The organism is Rugosimonospora acidiphila, from assembly GCF_039543385.1.
In the GTDB taxonomy this organism is placed as follows: Bacteria; Actinomycetota; Actinomycetes; order Mycobacteriales; family Micromonosporaceae; genus Rugosimonospora; species Rugosimonospora acidiphila.
Genome location: NZ_BAABJQ010000032.1, coordinates 57,476 through 77,050, shown reverse-complemented (window position 1 = coordinate 77,050; position 19,575 = coordinate 57,476). Strand labels below are relative to the sequence as shown.

Annotated in this window: 20 protein-coding genes and 2 pseudogenes; 14 read left to right on the top strand and 8 right to left on the bottom strand. The window is 67.2% G+C overall.

Features of this window, described 5'->3' with window-relative positions; translation table 11 throughout:
• Positions 1–29 precede the first annotated feature (29 nt).
• Positions 30–281 (bottom strand): annotated as a pseudogene (locus ABEA87_RS35540) (transposase); the annotation flags it as partial.
• A 61-nt stretch (positions 282–342) separates the two neighbouring features.
• On the opposite strand from ABEA87_RS35540, the gene ABEA87_RS35535 reads away from it, so the two are divergent.
• The 4 genes from ABEA87_RS35535 (at position 343) to ABEA87_RS35520 (ending at position 3,948) form a co-directional block, all read left to right on the top strand.
• A complete protein-coding gene (locus tag ABEA87_RS35535; RefSeq protein ID WP_345637301.1) occupies positions 343–582 on the top strand; it encodes a TrfB-related DNA-binding protein in 240 nt (79 codons plus the stop codon).
• A 2-nt stretch (positions 583–584) separates the two neighbouring features.
• Entirely contained in the window at positions 585–1,646 is a 1,062-nt protein-coding gene (locus ABEA87_RS35530) for a hypothetical protein (RefSeq protein WP_345637300.1), read from the top strand.
• Positions 1,647–2,341: 695 nt separating this feature from the next.
• The gene (locus ABEA87_RS35525) at positions 2,342–3,346 is read left to right on the top strand and encodes a sigma-70 family RNA polymerase sigma factor (RefSeq protein WP_425571017.1); all 1,005 of its coding nucleotides are present in this window, start codon (positions 2,342–2,344) and stop codon (positions 3,344–3,346) included.
• Between the two features lie 110 nt (positions 3,347–3,456).
• Positions 3,457–3,948: an SgcJ/EcaC family oxidoreductase gene (locus ABEA87_RS35520; protein WP_345637297.1), complete on the top strand. Its 492-nt coding sequence runs from the start codon at positions 3,457–3,459 to the stop codon at positions 3,946–3,948.
• 164 nt (positions 3,949–4,112) lie between these two features.
• Here ABEA87_RS35520 and ABEA87_RS35515 read toward each other — a convergent pair whose 3' ends face one another.
• Positions 4,113–5,018, bottom strand: coding sequence for a haloalkane dehalogenase (locus tag ABEA87_RS35515; RefSeq protein ID WP_345637295.1), 906 nt, complete (start codon positions 5,016–5,018; stop codon positions 4,113–4,115).
• Positions 5,019–5,257: 239 nt separating this feature from the next.
• Between ABEA87_RS35515 and ABEA87_RS35510 the strand changes: the two genes are divergently transcribed.
• Positions 5,258–5,707 (top strand): hypothetical protein, encoded by a 450-nt coding sequence (locus tag ABEA87_RS35510; protein ID WP_345637293.1) that lies wholly within the window; start codon positions 5,258–5,260, stop codon positions 5,705–5,707.
• Positions 5,708–6,066: 359 nt separating this feature from the next.
• Here the strand turns inward: ABEA87_RS35510 and ABEA87_RS35505 are convergent.
• Positions 6,067–6,590: pseudogene (locus ABEA87_RS35505) on the bottom strand (IS5 family transposase); the annotation flags it as partial.
• A 105-nt stretch (positions 6,591–6,695) separates the two neighbouring features.
• On the opposite strand from ABEA87_RS35505, the gene ABEA87_RS35500 reads away from it, so the two are divergent.
• The 4 genes from ABEA87_RS35500 (at position 6,696) to ABEA87_RS35485 (ending at position 9,384) form a co-directional block, all read left to right on the top strand.
• Complete coding sequence (locus tag ABEA87_RS35500; protein WP_345637291.1) at positions 6,696–7,166, top strand: SUKH-4 family immunity protein; 471 nt, start codon at positions 6,696–6,698, stop codon at positions 7,164–7,166.
• 65 nt (positions 7,167–7,231) lie between these two features.
• A complete protein-coding gene (locus ABEA87_RS35495) occupies positions 7,232–7,831 on the top strand; it encodes an AAA family ATPase (RefSeq protein ID WP_345637289.1) in 600 nt (199 codons plus the stop codon).
• Positions 7,832–7,955: 124 nt separating this feature from the next.
• Positions 7,956–8,345 carry an HflX-like GTP-binding protein gene (locus ABEA87_RS35490; RefSeq protein ID WP_345637288.1) on the top strand — a complete coding sequence of 130 codons (390 nt, stop codon included), beginning with the start codon at positions 7,956–7,958 and terminating at the stop codon, positions 8,343–8,345.
• A 325-nt stretch (positions 8,346–8,670) separates the two neighbouring features.
• Positions 8,671–9,384 (top strand): alpha/beta hydrolase, encoded by a 714-nt coding sequence (locus tag ABEA87_RS35485; protein WP_345637286.1) that lies wholly within the window; start codon positions 8,671–8,673, stop codon positions 9,382–9,384.
• A gap of 250 nt (positions 9,385–9,634) precedes the next feature.
• On the opposite strand, the gene ABEA87_RS35480 is transcribed toward ABEA87_RS35485, so the two are convergent.
• The 5 genes from ABEA87_RS35480 to ABEA87_RS35460 form a co-directional block, all read right to left on the bottom strand.
• Positions 9,635–9,964, bottom strand: a complete 330-nt coding sequence (locus tag ABEA87_RS35480) for a hypothetical protein (protein WP_345637284.1) — start codon at positions 9,962–9,964, stop codon at positions 9,635–9,637.
• Between the two features lie 246 nt (positions 9,965–10,210).
• The gene (locus ABEA87_RS35475) at positions 10,211–10,642 is read right to left on the bottom strand and encodes a hypothetical protein (protein WP_345637282.1); all 432 of its coding nucleotides are present in this window, start codon (positions 10,640–10,642) and stop codon (positions 10,211–10,213) included.
• A gap of 354 nt (positions 10,643–10,996) precedes the next feature.
• Positions 10,997–11,953 carry a S66 peptidase family protein gene (locus tag ABEA87_RS35470; RefSeq protein ID WP_345637280.1) on the bottom strand — a complete coding sequence of 319 codons (957 nt, stop codon included), beginning with the start codon at positions 11,951–11,953 and terminating at the stop codon, positions 10,997–10,999.
• A gap of 104 nt (positions 11,954–12,057) precedes the next feature.
• A complete protein-coding gene (locus ABEA87_RS35465) occupies positions 12,058–13,131 on the bottom strand; it encodes a sensor histidine kinase (RefSeq protein ID WP_345637278.1) in 1,074 nt (357 codons plus the stop codon).
• Positions 13,128–13,784 (bottom strand): response regulator transcription factor, encoded by a 657-nt coding sequence (locus tag ABEA87_RS35460; RefSeq protein ID WP_345637276.1) that lies wholly within the window; start codon positions 13,782–13,784, stop codon positions 13,128–13,130. The genes ABEA87_RS35465 and ABEA87_RS35460 overlap by 4 nt, the downstream gene beginning before the upstream one ends.
• A gap of 112 nt (positions 13,785–13,896) precedes the next feature.
• On the opposite strand from ABEA87_RS35460, the gene ABEA87_RS35455 reads away from it, so the two are divergent.
• The 5 genes from ABEA87_RS35455 (at position 13,897) to ABEA87_RS35435 (ending at position 19,282) form a co-directional block, all read left to right on the top strand.
• Positions 13,897–14,589, top strand: coding sequence for a serine hydrolase domain-containing protein (locus tag ABEA87_RS35455; protein ID WP_345637274.1), 693 nt, complete (start codon positions 13,897–13,899; stop codon positions 14,587–14,589).
• A 103-nt stretch (positions 14,590–14,692) separates the two neighbouring features.
• Positions 14,693–15,283 (top strand): VanZ family protein, encoded by a 591-nt coding sequence (locus ABEA87_RS35450; protein ID WP_345637272.1) that lies wholly within the window; start codon positions 14,693–14,695, stop codon positions 15,281–15,283.
• Positions 15,284–15,557: 274 nt separating this feature from the next.
• Positions 15,558–16,802: a Clp protease N-terminal domain-containing protein gene (locus ABEA87_RS35445; RefSeq protein ID WP_345637270.1), complete on the top strand. Its 1,245-nt coding sequence runs from the start codon at positions 15,558–15,560 to the stop codon at positions 16,800–16,802.
• A 765-nt stretch (positions 16,803–17,567) separates the two neighbouring features.
• Positions 17,568–18,374, top strand: a complete 807-nt coding sequence (locus ABEA87_RS35440) for a GOLPH3/VPS74 family protein (protein WP_345637268.1) — start codon at positions 17,568–17,570, stop codon at positions 18,372–18,374.
• Between the two features lie 251 nt (positions 18,375–18,625).
• Complete coding sequence (locus ABEA87_RS35435; RefSeq protein ID WP_345637343.1) at positions 18,626–19,282, top strand: tetratricopeptide repeat protein; 657 nt, start codon at positions 18,626–18,628, stop codon at positions 19,280–19,282.
• The last annotated feature ends 293 nt before the right edge of the window (positions 19,283–19,575 follow it).

The window sequence follows — 19,575 nt, the reverse complement described above, 5'->3', positions numbered from 1 at the left end:
ATCGGCTGGACGCGCACAAACGGCATTCCTCACGCGCTCGCGGCTTTCAAGATCTCGTTGGCCCGCCGCAGCTCGGAGACCTCTTTACGCAGCCGCCGGTTCTCCTCGACCACGTCGGTGGTGGGCCGGTCGGCGCGTTCACCCGCGTCGGCCTCAGCCTGGCGAATCCAGTTCCGCAACGCCTCATGATGCACGCCGAGCTGCTCGGCAAGACGCCGGATGACCGGCTTCGGGTCCGACTCTCGGTACAGGCGCACAGCGCGCTCGCGCAGCTCGTCGGGGTACTTCTTCGGTGCTGGCTTTCTATTGACTGTGACAACCCCTGGTTGTCAGGATGGAAGGATGGGCAAGCAGGTTGAGACAGCTGAGCACCGGGAGTTGGTCGCGCAGCTGAAGGACGTGCGGGCGGCGGCCATTGAGGCGGCGCAGCGGGCGGCGGAACTGGCGCGGGACCGACGGAGGATATTGGAGGCGCTGCTCGCCGAGGGATTCTCGCAGGCCGACCTCGCGCGGGAACTGGGCGTCACCCGGCAGGCCATCCAGAAGATGGTCGCCGTCGGGGCCGAGCGGCGGGGAAAGTAACAGTGCGGCGTAAGGGTGTCTGCTACGAGGCTGGCCGGGAGCTTGAGGGGCGGAGCTGGCGGCCGGACTTCCGGCCCGGGGAGGTACGGCGAGAGCTGGAGATAATCGCCGGCGACCTGCACTGCACGGCGGTGAAGATCCACAGTGCCGACCTGCCCCGGCTGGGCTGGACCGCCCAGGTCGCGCTAGAACTGGGACTCGAGGCGTGGCTGTCACCGGACCTGTGGGACCACGATGCCGAAGACACACTCGCGCACGTCATGAGCGCAGCGCGCCTCGCCGAAGAACTGCGGCACGCCTATCCGGGCCGCGTCGTCCTCAGCGTGGGGGGCGAGCTCTGCCTCTTCATGCAGGGCATCATCCCCGGCGATGCCGTGCCCGAACGGATCGCCCGGCCGGACCTCGACGTCTTGCTTCGCGCCGAGGCCACCCAGGAGTCGCTGGATGAGTTCCTCGCCCGGACGGCAGCAGCCGTCCGGGCGGAGTTCGGCGGGCAGATCACCTACTGCGCGTTGCCGACTGAGCAGGTGGACTGGACACGATTCGACGTGGCCGCCGTCGACCTGTACCGGGATAGGCTCACCCGGCCCCGCTTCGGCCGGGCCGTCCAGGTGCTCAAGAAGAAGGCGAAAGGACGGCCGCTGATCATCGGTGAGTTCGGCTGCTGCACCTACCAGGGGGCCGCGGACCGTGGCGGCTCGGGCTTCGACATCATCGATCATGGCGGCGATCAGCCCCACGTCAACGGCTACATGCGGGACGAGGCAGGGCAAGCCCAGGAGATCACCGAATGCCTGGACATCTTCAACGCGGGCGGCGCGGACATCGCGTTCGTGCAGACCTTCGTCCAGCCCCTGAATCCGTGGAGCCCCGACCCCCGGTTCGACTTCGACCTGGCCAGCTACAGTCTGGTGAAGAGCTTCGCCAGCAGGCTCGGCGACCTAGCCGAGGAATTTCCGAAGGTCCCGTTCGACAGCACGAAGCACGGCAGCACCTACCCGGACATGCCCTGGGAACCCAAGGCGTCGTTCCACGCCGTTGCCGCCTGGAACGCTGCCCATTGACCCGCCCGACATACCATCGAGCCAGGCGTCACCATGATCCTGGCACCTGTCGCCGGCCCGGTTCCCCGCGTGGTGCTCGCTTCGCGGTCATGCGAGGCGAAGCTGAGCCAGCTGCCCACCCCGTTCCGGCCGGACAGCGTGGTCACCGTTGGCGGGTCATGGGAGCCGACCCGCGACCCGCGCCGCTCAGCCCGCTGAAAATCGGTCTTGTCCGCGCTGAGCCCGGCGCAGAACTCGCGGACGGCGACCCTGACGAGCTTCGCACTCCGGCGGATCAATTCTCGTTTGGGTCGACCTGGCGTTCCAGGCGGTGAAGATGACTGAGCGTTGCGGGGTACGTCCAGGTCAGCTAGCGATTGGGTGCTCATGATTCAGCCCCGGAGGCAGCGCAGGTGAATTAGGCGACCCGTGCTCGCCTGCCCCAACGCCCGCGACTAGAGCAAGCAGGGGCGCCGCCGCCGCTGGCGGTGAGGTCCAGACGTCATGTGCGCCCACCCGCCTTGAACCGCACTGAGTTCCGCCGTGCGAACGGGCAACCGCATCGCGGTCAGCCACTCCGAATGATTGAGCTATTGTCGAGACCTGTGGGTCAAGATTGTTTAAGTGGCTAGTTGCGTACCGGCCTTGGGGCGGGGTCATTCGAGGAGTCGGCTGTGCTGCACCACGGCTGCGCTGCGCCGCCGATCGGGTGCGATATGGTCGCCCCGGCACATCACAAGAAGGGCATGAACGTGGCGACGGCGACGGCGGAAGAGTTCGATCGCAGGATCGATCCGTACCGACCGGAGCTGCTGGCCCACTGCTACCAGATGCTCGGCTCGGTCCACGACGCGGAGGACCTGGTCCAGGAGACCTATCTGAGAGCGTGGCGCGCGAAGGACCAGTATGACAAGAGCCGCAGCTCCCTGCGGACCTGGCTGTATCGCATCGCGACCAACGCCTGCCTCACCGCGCTTGAGGGTCGCAGCCGCCGTCCGCTGCCCTCCGGCCTGGTCGCCGAGAGCGACCCGGGCCGACCGTTCGTCCACGGCGGGGAGATCACCTGGCTCCAACCGCTTCCCGACTCTCTGCTGAGCCTGCGCGAGCCGGAGACTGCCACGATCGACCGCGGCAGCCTCCGGCTCGCCTTCGTCGCCGCCATGCAGCACCTTTCCGCGCGGCAGCGCGCAGTGTTGATCCTGCGTGAGGTGCTCGACTTCTCCGCAGCCGAGGCAGCGGACATCCTGAGCACCACGACCGCCTCGGTCAACAGTTCCCTGCAACGGGCCAGGGCCAGGCTTAAGGAGGCGGGGATTCTGGAGGAGCAGGTCGCCGAACCGTCCGAAGCCGAGCAGCGCGCCTGGGTGGACAAGTACATGAAGGCCTTTGAGCAGGCCGACGTCGAAGGGCTTAAACGACTGCTCACCGAAGACGTGCTCATGGAGATGCCCCCGATGGTCAACTGGTTCGTCGGGCGCGAGAACTACGGTGCGTTCATGGACTGGGTCTTCACCAACGTCGGCAGCCAGTGGCGCTTCCTGCCGGTCGGCGCCAATTCGCAGCCGGCGTTCGCAGCCTACAACCGCGGCCCGAGCGGCGCGTTCGAGCTGCACACGCTGCAGGTCTTTACGGTCACGACCAACGGCATCAGCCGCAACTCGGTCTTCCAGGAGGCCGAGGTGTTCGCCTCCTTCAAGCTTCCCGCCAAACTCGAAGCCTGACAGAGCAGCCCGCCCGTCCCCGCTCGTCGGCGGTCGCGGTTGTTCGCCGGGTTCCTGGTCGGGAACCCCTGTCTGTCGAGCACGCCTCAAAAGTCTTTACCGCGGGCGCGATGAGTTCCGACCCCACCGCCGGTATGTATTGGCGAGTTCGCCGGAATACCCCGGGCAAACCGATCACAAGGGAGAATCCGATGTCAGACAGTCGTGCGGAAGACGAGGCCGCCATCCAGGCCGTGCTGGTTGACTCCTATAAGGCGTGGGAGGCTGGCGACGCCGACGGCATGGTCGCCAACTACACCGCGGACGCGACCGCCATCATGACCGGCTCGCTCCGCGACAGCCGTGACGTGATCCGTCAGAACATGGCCCTGGCCTTCGAGGGGCCACTCAAGGGCAGCTCGACCTACAACAAGCAGCTCAGCCTCCGCTTCGTCGGCAGGGACGCCGCGATCGTCGTCAGCGAATCCGGCATCCTGTTCGCTGGCGAGACCGAGGTTGCGGACACGGGTAAGGTGAACGCGACCTGGGTTTTCGAGAAGCGGGACGGCCAGTGGCGGATCGCCGCCTATCACAACAGCCCGGTGCTGGCGCCAGGGCAGTGAACCCCTTCCCCGTAAACCGGAAGTGACCGTGTGTAGTGGCGCAGGGCTCTGACGTCGCTGACCCGATGTCTGAGCCCTGCGTCGAACCGCGTGAAGCCCCTGGTAGAAGCAGGTCTTGACTAGAGATTAACTCCATAGGGGCACTCGACTTTCGAATGATTTCGTCAGACTCGATCGAGCCACTCGGCGATCGCCCGTCCGACCTCGTCGGGACTGTCCTCCTGCACGAGGTGCAGACCTCTGACCACGACACGGTTCTGGTTAGGGAAGCTGGTGGCCAGTGCCCTGATCCGGCCCGTGATGAAGACGCCGGGGTCTGCGTCAATAAACAGTTTCGGCAACCGTGCCTCTTGCAGCCATCGGCAGTAGGCGGCTATCCGATCGTGGACGTCGGTGGGCTCGCCCGACAGCGGCACCTCGCGCGGCCACTGCAATGTCGGCCAGCGGTCGTCGCCAGCCTGCAGGAACGGTCGCCGGTACTCGGCCATTTCCTCATCCGACATCGTCCGTTGCATGAAGGCGGGCAGCGCCTTCTCCATGAACATGTTCTGGTCGAGCACCAGCGCTTCGCCCTGCGGGGAACGCACAGTCTTCAGCGTCGGACGCAGAGTTTCCGGCAGATCGTCCAGGGTGAGCGGCGCGACGAACGTCTCCATATAGGCAATCGCGCGGACACGCTCCTGGTGGCGGTATGCCCAGTCGAAGCCCAAGGCCCCGCCCCAGTCGTCCAGGACCAGCGTCAGCGGCTGCGTGCCGACCACCTCGTTGATGAAGGCGTCGAGATAGCGGGCGTGGCCCGCGAAGCGGTAGCGGTCAGGCTCCGCACCGGTGGGGATCTTGTCCGAGTCGCCCATCCCGATCAGATCAGGCGCGATCAGCCGGCGGCCTGGAGCCTCCACGTGCGGCAAGACATTGCGCCACAGGAATGAGGAGGTCGGGTTGCCGTGAAGGAACACGATCGGGTGCCCCTCACCGCGTTCGACATAGGCCATCCGGCGGCCGAGTACTTCGGCGAAACGCTTTTCGCGCGCCCAGGCGCCGCTGCGGAGATGCCCTTCGGTCTTGGCCACGCCGGTCCCCTCTGTGAGTTGCTGCTGTCAGCCGGCCGCCCGGCCAGCGATCTCGGTGTACCCAGCGAATCGCAGCTCATTCGCGAGTCTCGGGGCTGCGGAGACCGCTGATGGTGAGCCTTTTGCATGGCCACCGTCGGGGACGGAGCGCGACACCGCCGCAACACGTTGGTCCGGTATGGGCCCAAAGCCGCCGACCAGACACCTAAGCGCTTCGATGTTCGCTAGCCTCGTCGGCCGTGAGCGGTGTGTTCACCGGACGTGGCCGGCGCGACAACGGCTTGGTGGGTGGCGTCGTTGCTGCTATTTGCATCGGTACAGTCGCTACCATTTGGATCGCTCATCCGGGCCGCCCGGGCGATCATGTAGTGCTTGCTCGGATCGGATCGGTGGCAGTCCTGCTCGTGGCGGTCGTTGTCAGCATCGCGGGAGCCGTCGTCTCGTTCGTGGCTCCGGCTGCGTCCGGCACCCTGCGCTGGGGTGTCGCGTTGCTGGTAATCGTGCTCGGCGCGACGGTGGCTGTGCTCGCGTGTGCTGCTCTCGCCGTCTCGACGGGACAGACGGATGTCCTCCTCAGTGTGATTCTGCTAATTGGGGCCGTCGGTATGGAGATCATTGCCGTGCAGGTCATCGCCAGATCGCTACTCGAGACCGGCGGGTTCAGACCACAGCAACACCCTGGATCGTGAAGAGCCGGAAAAGCTCCTCAAAGTCGGCCGTTGGGTCCTGGACAAACTCAAAGAGTTACTGGAGGGGTCGGCCGCCCCAGTGCTCATGTTCCTCAGGGCCTCAGACTGGGAGGACATTCGAGGAATCGCCAGCGGTGTGGCTGGCCAACTACACCCGGAAGCGCTCGCCGCCGCACGCGGTCACGTCCAGTGGCGTGGTGTAGCAATAGGCGGCCACCGGTGATCCTGGTGCGAGTTTAGGCGGCGGTGGTCAGTTGAGGCTGTGGCTTGGTGGAGGTGTCGTCAGCCTGATCGTCGATGGTCTCCTTCCGGGCCTTGGCGAGTAGTTCGGGTCCCATGCAGCGGCGTTTACCACCGCCCGGACTATCGCCACGATGTCCCGCAGTCAGCATGATCGACAACGGCTTCTGGCCGTGCTCACACGCGAGATGAAACTTCGTGGTCAGCCCGCCGGGCGGAATCGGCCCAGCGCGTGGTCAGCCGGCTCTGTCCGAACCCCACCCGGCGGATCTGCTTGCAGATCCCCTGTTTACGCGCTCCGGCGGCGTGCTGATGAGCCCGCGCGATCGAGGAGTCCACCGACACGTCCCAGGTGATGCGCCCGGCCGCGTCCGCCTGGGCCTGCAACGCGGTTGACATCCGCGCCCACGTGCCGTCGCGCTGCCACCGCCTGAATAGGGCATACACCGCCGCCCACGACCCGTAACACGCTGGTACGTCCCGCCACGGCAGCCCGGACCCGCCACCGGATCCCATCGATCAGCTGACGCCTACTCCACAACGACGGCCGACCTGAGCGCTTCGGCGCGGGCAGCAACGGTTGCAGAACCGTCCACTGCCCGTCGGTCAGGTCGAACCGCCTCGTTACCGCTAGGGTGTCCACGAGGTCTCCGGTATCTGGATCTTCTTGGTCGATTTTCCAAATACCGGAGACCTCGCCCAATGTCCACCGCTGAGGGAACACTTCTGATGCTGCGAGACTCGGTCCGTGCCTAACCAGCCCTTGCCATGGCCGCGCTTTGCCACCGTTGAGCTCTCTGGCAGCGATCTTCCAGAGCATCTGGCCAGCCGCTTCCCCCGGTTACGCGTACCGAGCCAGGAAATCGGCGGCATAACAGCCGAACCCAAGCTCCGTGTGGTCCTGACACCAAGCGGAGGCGAGCTGATCCAGTTCGGTACGTATGGATACGGACTCGTCTGCCTCGACCCTGATACCGGCCAGGTGGTCGACATGGTCGCGTCACGGGGAGAGATCGTCCGGGGTCCCCTCCTGGCTAACTCCAGTCTCGACCAGTTCATCCGAACCGTGAAGGCTGCAACTGAACTGTTCCCCTACCACGACGCCGACCCGGACGCCGATCTCGAAGCCGCTGCTGACAGGCTACGCACCAGACTGAAGCCGATCGACCCGCAAGCCTGGTCGCAAGACGGGTCGTCGGTCATGCCGCCTCAGCCGTGACGGGACACACACCACCAACAGCGTTGCCTGGGCTCGCGTGATGGTTGACGAATCAGCCTCAGCTGATGCTTGACATGATCACGATGATCGGATCACCAACGCTTGCCTGCGGGGGCGGGCTGGCGACGTCCGCTCGTGCCGATGAGAATGCGCCGTTAGCCACAGACGACGCCCTGCCGCATGATTGTGGCGTGGCGACTGTTCATCTCATCCATGGCTACCTGGGCGTCGGGAAAAGTCGTTTCGCCCGGGATTTCTCTGCCCGCAGTGGCGCCGCGTTGATCTCGTTGGACGAGTGGTACCTCCGGCTGTACACCGATGGAGCCCCCACTCCCCATCAGGACTATGAGCTGTTGGACCGGCTCACAGGCGTGCTGCATGGTCATTGGCCCCAGCTTCTGCGTGCCGGTGTGGACGTCGTGCTCGACTTCGGCTTCTGGCGCAGGTCGGAACGCGACATGACGCGCGAGCTGGCCAGGTCTGTATCGGCAAACCACCGCCTGTATTGGGTACGCACCGACGACGAGACCGCCTTGTCGCGCTGCCTGACTCGTAACGACCACCCGGGAAGCGCGTTCATCATCGACGCGGCCGCGTACCGCGACCTCAAGGCGCGTTTCGAGGAACTCGGCAGTGACGAACCGTTCGAGATTGTCGAGACTTGACGCTGGCGGAGCGCTCGTTCTCGTGCCGTGATCCGCGCGCTACCCACAGTCTCGGCAGCTGGAGTGGCCGGTGTGCGGTCTGCCGATGAGTGGGTGCGTGTGACGCGTCTGGCACCATGGCCCTATGCGGCGATATTCGACCGAAGCGTCGGCCTCCGTGCTCGCGGGCGCCGACGTGGCGCTTGTAGGCCTGTTCTCCGCAAAGGATAAAGCGTTCAGTGAGAAGCTCGACCTGCTCGCAGGCTCCGTGGAGGCGCATGGCGGCCGGGTCGTGAGCCGTCACGTCCAGCGGCGTGGTGTCTCGCATGGCGGTGTGGCCAAGATGAGCGCGCCATTTTCGCGGCGGACACTGCTTAGCCCCGGCAAAGCACGCGAAATCGCGCAAGCGTGCCGAGCCGCGGAGGTCGCCGTTGCGGTCTTCGCGAACCCGCTGACGAAACACCAACGAGCCGTCCTCGGCGACATGTTCCGGTGCCCGGTGATCAGCAGCGAGGACCTTCCCGGCGGCCAGTGAGCGTCCACACCTGCTCGATATGCCGCGTTGAGTAGGTCCTCGCCGATCGACGGTACTCAAGGGCCCGACAGCCGTACCTCCCGTCGTATATGTCTCAGGACGATCCCCGGGCGCTACGTCCCGTCCCAACCAACCGGTAGTGTCACGAAGCTCGTTCGGGCCTTGAACACGTGCACACATCTGCCGCAAGTCGCGCGGACCGAGGCAACCGGATCCGCTTGATCCGCGGATGCTGTGGGGACGGTACCGGTGTGGGAGCGGTTCTGCTCGCCTTGGGCCTTGGTTTAGGTAGCGGCCAACCGGCGGCGTCGTGAATGATGCAGGGGTGGATCCCGCGTTCGTACTCGTCCATAGCTTGTTGTTGGGCCCACTGACGTGGGCACCTGTTGCGGCGAGGCTGGCAGACTTAGGCAAGGCGGCGGTGGTGCCATCGCTGGTTGACGTCGCCGATGTCGACGATCCGCCGTTCTGGCCGGGCATTGCCGCCGAGGTCAGCGATGCCGTCTCCCATCTGCCGCGGGAGCAGCCGATCGTGCTGGTTGCGCACAGCAACGCCGGCCCGTTCGTTCCTGTTCTCGTGCAAGCGTCTCGGCGTCCGGTCGCCGGGTGCATGTTCGTCGATGCCCGGCTGCCCTCCCGTACCGGGGTGACCCCTGCCGCGTCGCCCGAGCGACTGGAGCACCTGCGCACCAGGGTGATTGAGGGTCGGCTGCCGCGGTGGACGACGTGGTGGGCCGAGGACGATGTCGCGCTGCTGTTTCCTGATCCGCAGACCCGATCGACCGTTTCGGCCGAGCAGCCCCGGCTTCCACTGAGTTACTACGAGCAGCAGATTCCTGTCCCGCCCGGCTGGGACGACCGGCCGTGCGGGTATGTGCTGTTCGGGCCTCCATACGATGATATGGCGCGGGAGGCGGAGATGCGTGGCTGGGACGTTGCCGAGGTCGGCGGCGGGCACCTGCATCAACTCGTGGATCCAGACGCGGTGACCGCGCGCATTGTCGCCATGACCAAGAGGTGGGGCTCGTCGGCCGACTGAGCCGACGCGCGCTCATGCCGCGAGTCGCGCGGTCGTCCGGATCATGTCAAGCCTCATCCGAGGCCACGAACTCAAGCATCACCCGGAGTCGGACACAGCACGAACAGCATGTCGAGTCCCAGCTGATGCTTGACGTTCCCGTCCCGCCTGATCCTCGACGGTTGGTCTAGATCCTCCGGCTCGGATATCCACAGCTAGTAGTTGCGCCCATCGCCCAGCATGCCTGGCCACGCATAACCGAAGGTGGCCGTTAGGCGCCGAACCCGCCGCACAGGAAGAACAGGCTCGCGGCCAGTCCGAATACCCAGCCAGCCGCGAGACCAGCCACGAGATCTGACCCACGGCGGAGGAACAGGAATACGGACAGGGGCAGTGCGACGCAGCTGCCCAATAACATCAGCTGCGCGAAGCCGTACGTTGATGCGTAGGAGTAGAACACCCCGAATTTCTCACCGGCATCAAGGTCAGCATTCGGGCCACCGCCAGCGGCGATAGCCGCGGCATTGGTGACCCAGACAGCAACCCCCTGCCCTGCAAGGGACACGAGCAGTCCGGCAACCAGGAGCTTGGTGATCTTCACCGGCTGAGTGTGGCAGAAGTCGTTCCCCGATGGGGGGGAGGACGTTCGCCGCGAGTGTTGAGCATCAGGTGGAACGCCGGTGTCAAGCATCAGGCGTGACACGACACAGGCTCGGCCCTCTGTGTCCGGTCTCATGACCTGCTTGACGGATCGGTAACAGGACCTGCGTGACAACGCATCCACGTCGACGAGACCCACTCCGGCCGCACCGTCACCACCGAAACCGTTCCGGCAGCTCTGCGGCGATCACCCGCCGGGGCAGCCCGGAGGTGCGCCGCTGTAGTTGACGCACCGGGTGTGGGCCGGTGCCGGTGGCCGCGGCCCGTACTGGTGCCGCAGCCGAGTCCCGGCGTGGTCGAGCCACGCCGCCGGCACACACAGCAGCAGGGTCACGATCAGCAGGGTGACGCACAGCGCTCTCCGTCTCGCCACGAGCGCGACGATGGCGGCCAGCCCCGCGAAGCCCACGCTGACCCCCGCCAACGCGATCTCCCGAACGCCTTGCTCGTACCGCTGATGATCGGTCAGCTTGTTGCTGTGGATGTACGACATCGGGGGTACCACCAGGGCGAGCGTCAGACGGGCGCACCCGAACAGCCAGGCCACACCGATCAGCCAGAGGGCGATGGTGGCCAGACGTTGTCCCCAGTGCGCCCGAATCTCGTCGGCATCGACCATCGGCAAATCGTAACGGAGCCCCGCAATCAGGCCGTCCATCGGCGACGACGAAACGGAGGGGATCGGTCACGGTGGGCTCTCTGCCACGGTCGCCACATCGGGGCGAGGTCCGCACCGGGCGGGGCATGGTCGGGGTAGACCTGCGCGACGTACGCAGACCCGGCGACGTCGTACCCTCGACCCATGCCGATCTCAGCGACACGATGTGGCCGCCGTGTCGGGCCGGGATGTGCACGGCGGTTCTGCCCAGATGGTGGCGTGCCCGCCCGTCGGACTCGTCCGCCGCGTGCTGACCCGATGTGCTGGCCAGTCCCTGGCAGACCCTTTCGAGAGTTTGCCGCGGGCGTGCTGATGTCAATACACGGCCGGTTCGACGCTCAGCGTGCCCGCGGCCGTGTCGATGGTGGCCCGCGTGCCCAGCGGGAGGGTCGGCGGGTGGTGTCCATGCCCGATGGGAAGTCCTCCAAGGACGGGAACGCCGAGGTGGGTGAGCCGGTCGCGCAGGACGTCTTTGATACGCCAACCGCCGAGTGATGGGTCGCTGTCGCACTCCTCGAACCTCAGGAACTGGCCGAGCGCGATGCCAGACAGGCCATCGAGTGCTCCTGAGCGGGTGAGCTGGGTGAGTGCGCGGTCGACCTCTCCGAGGCCAGTGCCTTTCTGGTGCTCCAGGAAGAGAATCGCGCCCCGAAGGTTGGGTAGGCCAGCCCCGGCCTCGGTGCGGATGGCGTCGAGGTTGCCCCCGACCAAGATGCCGGTGGCCAGGCCGTCAACGGTGACTGCGGCAGTAACTTCGTTGGGGTCGCGATGCAGGACGATCGGCTCGTCGGTCATCAGGGCGCGACGGAGTGCCTCGGCCGAGGTGGGCCCGCACCATTCGTCACTCCAGTTGGCGAATGGCCCGTGCAGGCTGGCCAGCCCGCATCGTGCCCACAGGGCGAGGTGGATATGGGTGATGTCGCTGAAGCCCACCAGCGGTTTCGGATCGCGCCGCGCCGCTTCGAAGTCGATGTCGTCGACGATGCGGTAGGCGCCTTTGCCGCCCGTGCTGGCCACGATGGCACGCACGCCGGGATCTCGGAGGGCGGCGTTCAGGTCCGCTGCGCGGTCCTCGTCTCGTCCGGCCATATAACCCCATCGATCGAAGACGTGCTCGCCGAGTTCAACCTGCAGACCCCAAGAGGTCAGCAGCTGGGCGCCGCGAGCGACGCCGTCACGGCCGGGCGGACAGGCCGGGGAGACGATACGCACCCGATCCCCAGGACTCAGCAGCGGAGACCGGATGGGCTCCAGCACTTCACGGACATCCATTGGCCGATCCTGACACGAGACCATCTGCTTCATTAGGCGACCCCCGCGCCTTCGCCAATACCGATAACATGCCCGATCTGATAGCTCCGTGCACCGGGCAGGCATCACCCAGAGGTAAGGGCTTGCAGGGTCTGCGGCAGGTGTACGGCGATGTCCATGCCCCCGGTCGGCCGGGCGGTGCTGAAGATCTCGCCGTCGTGCGCGGTGACGACCGCCCGGACGATGGACAGGCCGAGCCCGGCCCCACGGGTGCCCTGGGCGGCGCCTCGGACGAACGGCTCGAACAGCCGTCGTTCCTCCTCCGGGGTGACCGGCCGGCCGGTGTTGACCATCCGCAGGAACGCGTGCCCGTCCGCGGTGCCGGAGGTCACCGTGACATGGCCGCCGGTCTCGTTGTATCGCAGCGCGTTCTCCAGCAGGTTTCCGGCCATCCGCTCCAGCAGCACCGGCTCGCCGCTGGCCGGCGCCGGCCGTAGGTCGGCCCGCAGGGTGACCGCCCCGTTCGCCGCGAGGTCGGCGCCGGCGGCGACCACCGCGGCGGCGACCTCGGCCAGGTCCACGGGCGTCCGGCGGAGCGGACCGGCCTGGCTACGGGCCAGAACCAGGAGCCCGTCCAGGGTGCGCTGGCTGGCCTCGACGGCGGCGGCGATGTCGCCGGCCATCGCGATGAGTTCGGCCCGGTCGGGTTCGCCGTCCAGGGTGACGTCGATAGCGGTGCGCATGGTGGTGAGTGGGGTACGCAGTTCGTGCGCGGCGTTGGCGACGAACAGACGCTGGCTGTCGAGGACCCGGTCGCGATCGGCGATGCCGTGCTGGATGCGCTCCAGCATGCCGTTGATGGTGGCGGCCAGCGCGGCGAGTTCGTCGGCGGGCTGGCGGACGGGTACCCGTTCGGACAGGTTCTCCGCGGACAGCCGGTTCGCGGTGCCGGATATCGCCCGGATCGGCCGCAGTATCCGCCCGGCCACCAGCCAGCCCGTCAGCCCGGCCAGCGCGGTCACCACCAGCAGCGCCGGTACCGCCTGGGTCAGCAGCTTGGACATCGCATCCCGGATGTGCAGATGCAGGCTGTTGAACAGCAGCAGGTACGTCACCGCCGTCAGCAGCGACCCGGCGGCCAGCACCAGGCCGATGTACACCAGGGTGAGCCGGCCGCGGGCGGTCGGTCGCCAGGTCATGGGGCGATCCGGTAGCCGGCGCCAGTCACGGTTTCGATCAGCGGTGGGTCACCGAGCTTGCGGCGCAGGGTGCTGACGGTGATCCGCACGGCGTTGGTGAACGGGTCGACGTGCTCGTCCCACACCTTGTCCAGCAGCGTTTCGGCGCTGACCACGGCACCGTCGGCGGCGAGCAGCCGGTGCAGCACCCCGAACTCCTTCGGGGTCAGCGACAGCAGCCGGCCATCCCGTTCGGCGCTGCGCCGGGACGGATCGAGCTCGACATTCCGCGAGCGCAGCACCGGTGGGTGGGCCGGCGTGCTGCGCCGGGCCAGCGCACGCACCCGGGCGACCAGCTCGGCGAACGCGAAGGGCTTGCCCAGGTAGTCGTCGGCGCCCAGGGCCAGCCCGTCCACCCGGTCGGACACCGCACCGGAGGCGGTGAGCATCAGCACCCGGGCCGCGCCGCGCTGCGCCAACAGTCGGCACACGGTGTCGCCGTGCACCACCGGAAGGTCCCGGTCCAGGACCACCACGTCGTACGGGGTGAGGTCGCTCTTGTCCAGCGCCTGCTGGCCGTCGTGCGCCACGTCCACGACGCAGCCGTGCTTGCGCAGCCCGGCCGCGATGTAGGAGGCCAGCGGCTGTTCGTCCTCGACGAGCAACACACGCATCCACCCAGTATCCCCAGCACCGCATATGGGCCGCGTATGGGTCGTCGATCGGTTGCCGATAGGCGATCACCGGTAGACCTGCGACGGTCCGTTGGTCGATGGGGAAAGGGCCATGAGCATGTATTCGGATTCGGTACGTGGTATCGACCGGCGGCGGCTGGTCCGATGGGGTGGGGTGGCGGCTGCCGGCGTGGCGGTCGGCGTGCCGCTGGTGGGCGCCGGGCCCGCCCACGCCGGCACCACCCCCGCCGCGTCCGATCCGTCCGGGCATGACCGGCTCCCGCCGGACACCCTGCCCGGCGGCGCCTACGACCGGTACGTGGCGGCGCTGGCCGCGCAGGGCACGTTCTCCGGTGTGGTGCTGCTGTCGCACCAGGGTCGCACGGTGCTGTCCCGCAGCTACGGCATGGCCGACAAGCAGAAGGGGATCCCCAACCATGAGGGCACGGCATTCAGTCTCAGTTCGGCGGGCAAACCGTTCCACGCGGTGGCCATGCTGCAGCTGGCCCAGCAGGGCAAGCTGCAGTTGTCGGACACGGTGGGCGTCCACCTGCCCGGCTTCGCCAAGGACATCGCCGAGCAGGTGACCATTCATCACCTGCTGTCCGGCACCTCCGGGCTGGATTCTCCGGATGAGGACGTGCGACGCGTCTTCGGCAGCCGGGACGAGGTGCACGAGTATTACGAGCAGCGGGCCCGGCAGGCGAAACTGGTGGGTGTCCCGGGCGCTCCCGACACCGCCCACGCGGGACGGGTGGGTACTCGCGGGTGGACGTTGCTGGCATCGATGCGGGCGCCGGGCTGAGCCCGCTGTCAAGACGTGTTCACGCCCTTACAGCGGTTGCTGGGGCAGCCGCCGGCAAGGGCGGCCCGGGTGGATTTCATGGTCGGACGGAGGCGGAGGCGGCATGCGCATGCTCAAGGACTGGCACGACTGGGTCGGTACGTTCACTGGCGTGGTATTCCTCACGGTGGCCGCACTGCCGTTGGCCGCGCTGGCGGTGTGGGCTCTGGCCCGCCGCCGAAGCGGCACCCCAGTCACGCCGGCGTGGGCGTGGCGGATGTCGCTAGCCGAGGTCGGCATCGTCTACGGGACGGTGCCGTGGGTATGGATGACCATGTTGCCGGGCGACCGGGCCGGGGTGAGCCTGGTACCGCTGCGGGATCTACTCACGATCCTCGCCGACCGGGGACCGGTGGAGCTGACGGGCCAGGTCGTCGGCAACCTGCTGGTATTCGCGGCACTAGGTTTCATCGCCCCGCTGCGGTTCGCGGCGCTGGCGTCGGTACCGCGGATCCTGGCGCTCGCGGCGGGCTGCTCGATCCTGGTAGAGACCGCGCAGTACGTCCTGCAGCTGGATCGGGTGTCCTCTGTGGACGACGTACTGCTCAACGCCACCGGCGCCGGGCTGGCCGCGCTGGCATCGCGCCGCTGGTGGCGCGCGACGGCCAGAGCGTCCTCAGACCGACCCCGATCGGCCACGGCACCGCAACGCTGAGCCGCCCGCAGTATGCCGGTCAGCGGCCCTGGGCGGTGGCCGGAGGCGTACAGGCAGACGGCCGCGGCGGTAGCCAGGGCGAGGGCGGCCCGGCCGAGAGCGGCGTTGACACAGGGGGTGATTCGGTGCTGTCGCCGTGGCCGGCCGCGGCCGCACGGGCGGCAACTCCCGATAGGTGTCGCCCGCCGGCGATTGCGGCTTGCCTGCGTACGCAGCACGGGCGCGCGAGTAACGGGGTGGCGCGGCCGCGGGACAATGGGGCGCGGAGGCGACGATGTCCGAACAACCGAGCATGACATTCTTCGGGCCCCTGGGGCGGGCGTACCGGCGCGCGTGTCGTTCCGGCATTGCTGAGATAGGAACAGATCTGGTTCTGTGCTATACGGCACTGCACGTTCGTTGCGTCGAGGGCACGCTTCCCTACAGCTGGGAGAAGGTCTGGCGCCCGGTGCGGAAGGGGCAGGCCGGACTGACCGATCCGGACCCGCCCGTCAGAAAGCGACCGGGCACCCCGGACGGGGGAGCGGCGCTGCGGGTCGATGGTGTGCTGCGCGAGGCCGCGGTCAACGAGTTGAGGAGCATGCTCGCGCGCCGCTATCGCCGGAAGGACCCGCTGCCGTTGCCAGCCTTCTCGCCCGCGGTCCGGTACGCGGTGTACGAGGCGATGGAGGAAGCCGCCCGCGCAGGTGTCCAGCACGCCCGTGCGGAGCACCTGTTGGTGGGTCTGCTGGCGCTGCCCGACAGCGCGGCCTGCCGGCTGCTGAGCCAGTGGCGGATTGCCGAACCTGACTCGCTCGATCGGATCGTACGCGCCGATCGCGCCTTCAGCTCTGAAGATGAACCCCAGCCGAACCGGGCGGTAACCCAACTGGCCTTCTGGCAAGTCCTGCCCGCCAGCGAGCAGAGGCGTTGGCCTTGGCGAGCGCTGATGTGGCTGGTGTGGAGGGACATCCGGCGCCGGTACCACCGCCACGGCGCCTGCTACGGGCATCCGATCCTGAACCTGATCCAGACAGATGCCGCACGCCAGGCGCTATACACCGGGCACGCGTTCGTGACCGCCGCGCATGTCCTACTCAGCCTCATCGACCTGCACGAACACTTGGAGTCGGCCGACATGGCCTTACCTGACGACGCTGCCCGATGGAGCCAGGCCGGTGCGATCTTGGCCGCGCATGGCGTGCGGGGGGATGCCGCGACGAAGGCCGCGACGCGGTTGGCGTCCGCCCCGAACGACAAGGAAGAGCTCCTGGCCGGGCTACCGACGCGAGGTTGGCGGCCGCCGCGCAACGAGTTGGGTGCACCGACGCAGGGCCGAACCGCGCTGGCCGCCCTGCGCGACGCGAGTCTGTCCGCTCACCGCCTCGGCCACCCGTACGCGGGCACCACCCATCTACTCGGTGCGCTGCTGGCGCAGCCAGACGGACCGGCGGTGCGGTTACTGCGTCAGCTCGGCGTGGACCCCGACGATGTCCGGTTGAAGGTGACCCGTCATCTCAACAACCGCGGGTACAGCTGAACGTGCTCCTGCCGCGCGCCGCGTACCTCGACGCGACGGTATTCGCTCAATAAGCACACAGCGACAGCCAGCGTCACCAGCAGCCGCCCGTCGGGTAGGTGCCGACGGTTAACGATCGGTGGACCGTTCGGTCGCAACAGCGATTCGGCCACAACGCGTCCCTGGTGTATCAACACACAGCCCTGGTGAGCACGATCAGCCGGCGGTGGCGGCGATACCTCGTTGGGGGGCTGGGGCTCGGCCCTTCCCGAGCCGTTACAACCCGGCGAAGGAGGCGGTCGCCCTGGAATGCTCGATTATCCGGACCAACGGCGAACGCTTCCCGCGGACCACCGAGGTCGACCCCGGCGTTCAGCCCTCTGACCTGAACCGGTCGGCGATCTCGGACCTCTGAGGACTCAGGGTTTCCCCACTGGCACAACTGATCTTGAGGAATGTGTTCGAGGACAGCCTCGGACACCTCGAGTGGTCGAAGGGACGTCAGATCTGGGCCACGAGATCCCTGCGGGATGTGCGGAAGCGTTGCTGACGACGATGGGACTACCTCGTGTTTGATTAGTCCCGGTGTGGGTTCGGTTCACCGCCCTTCTCGGGCGTCCTTGCCGCCGAACCTGTGTTGGTGCGGTGGTGAGGTTCTTCCGTCGCCGAGGCAGGTTGCACCCCCCACGCTGGCGGAGAGCAGAGCCGTCTCCTCGAGATCGTGGGGAGGGGGTCGCGGGGTGACTCTTCAATTCTCGTTGTGATAGGGGCGTTACCCTTGGCCGCATGGGTCGGCTAGGTGAAGATCTTGTCCTTCTGGCGGTCGGTGCTGACGGTCGAATGGCTAAGGCGCCACGATTGCCGCAGGCACTCCTCGGCGCGGAACTTGCCCAGCTTGCGACGGCCGCGCGCATCCGCGTTGTCCGGCAGCGCGTCGTGGTGTCCTCGACGCTTCCGCTCGGTGACCGTGATGTGGATGCCACGCTCGCTCGGCTCGCCGCCGTTCAGCAGCCGCCTCCGCGAATGAGCAAGGTGATGCGCCATCCGCCGCGCGGCATTCGGGCAGCGTATCTCGCCCGGCTGGCCGCACAGGGTATCGTGCGTCGGCGCTCGACGCGGCTTGGCCGCGAAAGATGGGACATCATCCGCGCAGTCGCACGGGCTGACTTGTGCGCGCGGATCGAGGCAATCGTGACGTCCGACAAGCCGCTATCCATGGATGACGCCACACTGGCCGCGCTCATCTACGCCGCCGGGTTAGACGCCGTCGTCTACCCAGGGCTTGCCGGCTGGCCGCGACGACAGCGGTTGGAACACATCGCCCGGGGCACATGGCCGGCGCCCACGGTTGAGCGTGCACCGGCGGCCGCCGGCTCGCCGAGCCCCACGAACGTGGTTGCCGACGGAACCATCCAGGGTGCCAACGACCAGGTGGATCTCGACGTAACGCGCGCGACGATCGACGCCGTTGTCCGCGACTCGATGCGATTCATTATGGATGCCGCAACGCACGCCGTATCGGTTGCTGAGCACCACGGCCATTCGGGGCACGGTGGGATCAGCCACGGAGGTGGCGGCCACCACGGGCATTGATCGGGTTCGGCGCACGGCTGGTGCTGGGGTGCGGTCAGGGTTGCGGGCGCAGCTGAGGGCCTCACCCAGACGGTCCGCCAACGCCGCGACACTCACCTGGGGAACTCGATCGCCAAGCTCTTCAGGGGGCCTATCGCTGACCGCGAGGCTTCCTCAGCGGCCCGCAAGACTTCGGCGCGTCAAGGCCGGTCGCTCCTCGTCCGCCTCCTCGTTGACCGGTGCCGGTCATGACGGGCACCATTCGGAGGGTGATGAAGTTGCGGGCTCAGGTCGCGCTGCTACGCGTCGCGGCATGGATGTCTTCGCGGTACAGTCAGCGGCTCGTTGTCGCTGCACTCAATCTCGCCTGGACGCTGGAACGTGCCGGACGCTCTCCGAATGCCACCGCCGCTTATCAGGTTGCGATCGCTGAATGCCGACGCCTGAGCGTTCTGGACCTGAGGGCCCGTAAGCAGCTCGCCGGAAGTCTGTCGGCGTTGTCCTACTGCCTTTGCCGTCAGCGCCGCCACGACGAGGAGATCGCAGCCCGTGCTGAGGCGATCTCGCTTTGGCGCGACATCACCCCGGATGGGCCGGAACTGGTCAAGTCACTCCACGACCAGGCGATCGCGTTTCACGCGGCCGGCCGGCATGACGAGGCCGTGAAGGCCTGGGCCGAGGCGATCCAGCTCCGGGCTCCGCTGGCTGCCTCCGACAACGAGCACCGTGCATATCTTGCGTCCGCCCAACGGTGGCGGGCAGACAGCCTCGCCACACTCGGCTGCTACCGCGAGGCGCTCGCCGATCTCGATGCGTCCATAGCCGGCTACCGCGAGGCGGCCAGCGTCGAGCCAGACTATTTCGCGCAGGTGGAATTGACAATTCACATCAAGTTGGAGGTCATGGCTCGGTCCGAACCAGCCGAATAGTAGTCGTGGCCCCCTTGAGGACCTCAGGTACCGCAATCTGGCAGAGCGTATCCGTACCGGCCGCGCAACCAGCGGGCATCCACGTCGCGGTCATCAACGGCGGTGGCCAGGTTGAGCGGCGAGGTGTGGCCGCCATGACCGGCACGACGCCGCCGACGAAATGCCTAGTACTCCAGCCGCACTTTCAGGTTCGGAGTCTTCGCTGGTAGTGGCTGGCCCGAGCGCGCGTGCGCCCACATGGCGAGGGTGATGTGGCGGTACCACGTGTCGTAGCGGCGCACCTGATGCTCGTC

Coding starts and splice junctions, on each gene's coding strand:
- ABEA87_RS35495 (WP_345637289.1), top strand. CDS start 7,232: ATGCTTGACATGATCACGATGATCGGATCACCAACGCTTGCCTGCGGG.
- ABEA87_RS35465 (WP_345637278.1), bottom strand. CDS start 13,131: ATGACCTGGCGACCGACCGCCCGCGGCCGGCTCACCCTGGTGTACATC.
- ABEA87_RS35440 (WP_345637268.1), top strand. CDS start 17,568: ATGGGTCGGCTAGGTGAAGATCTTGTCCTTCTGGCGGTCGGTGCTGAC.
- ABEA87_RS35520 (WP_345637297.1), top strand. CDS start 3,457: ATGAGTTCCGACCCCACCGCCGGTATGTATTGGCGAGTTCGCCGGAAT.
- ABEA87_RS35470 (WP_345637280.1), bottom strand. CDS start 11,953: ATGGATGTCCGTGAAGTGCTGGAGCCCATCCGGTCTCCGCTGCTGAGT.
- ABEA87_RS35460 (WP_345637276.1), bottom strand. CDS start 13,784: ATGCGTGTGTTGCTCGTCGAGGACGAACAGCCGCTGGCCTCCTACATC.
- ABEA87_RS35535 (WP_345637301.1), top strand. CDS start 343: ATGGGCAAGCAGGTTGAGACAGCTGAGCACCGGGAGTTGGTCGCGCAG.
- ABEA87_RS35445 (WP_345637270.1), top strand. CDS start 15,558: ATGTCCGAACAACCGAGCATGACATTCTTCGGGCCCCTGGGGCGGGCG.
- ABEA87_RS35475 (WP_345637282.1), bottom strand. CDS start 10,642: ATGGTCGATGCCGACGAGATTCGGGCGCACTGGGGACAACGTCTGGCC.
- ABEA87_RS35450 (WP_345637272.1), top strand. CDS start 14,693: ATGCGCATGCTCAAGGACTGGCACGACTGGGTCGGTACGTTCACTGGC.
- ABEA87_RS35490 (WP_345637288.1), top strand. CDS start 7,956: ATGCGGCGATATTCGACCGAAGCGTCGGCCTCCGTGCTCGCGGGCGCC.
- ABEA87_RS35435 (WP_345637343.1), top strand. CDS start 18,626: ATGAAGTTGCGGGCTCAGGTCGCGCTGCTACGCGTCGCGGCATGGATG.
- ABEA87_RS35525 (WP_425571017.1), top strand. CDS start 2,342: ATGGTCGCCCCGGCACATCACAAGAAGGGCATGAACGTGGCGACGGCG.
- ABEA87_RS35455 (WP_345637274.1), top strand. CDS start 13,897: ATGAGCATGTATTCGGATTCGGTACGTGGTATCGACCGGCGGCGGCTG.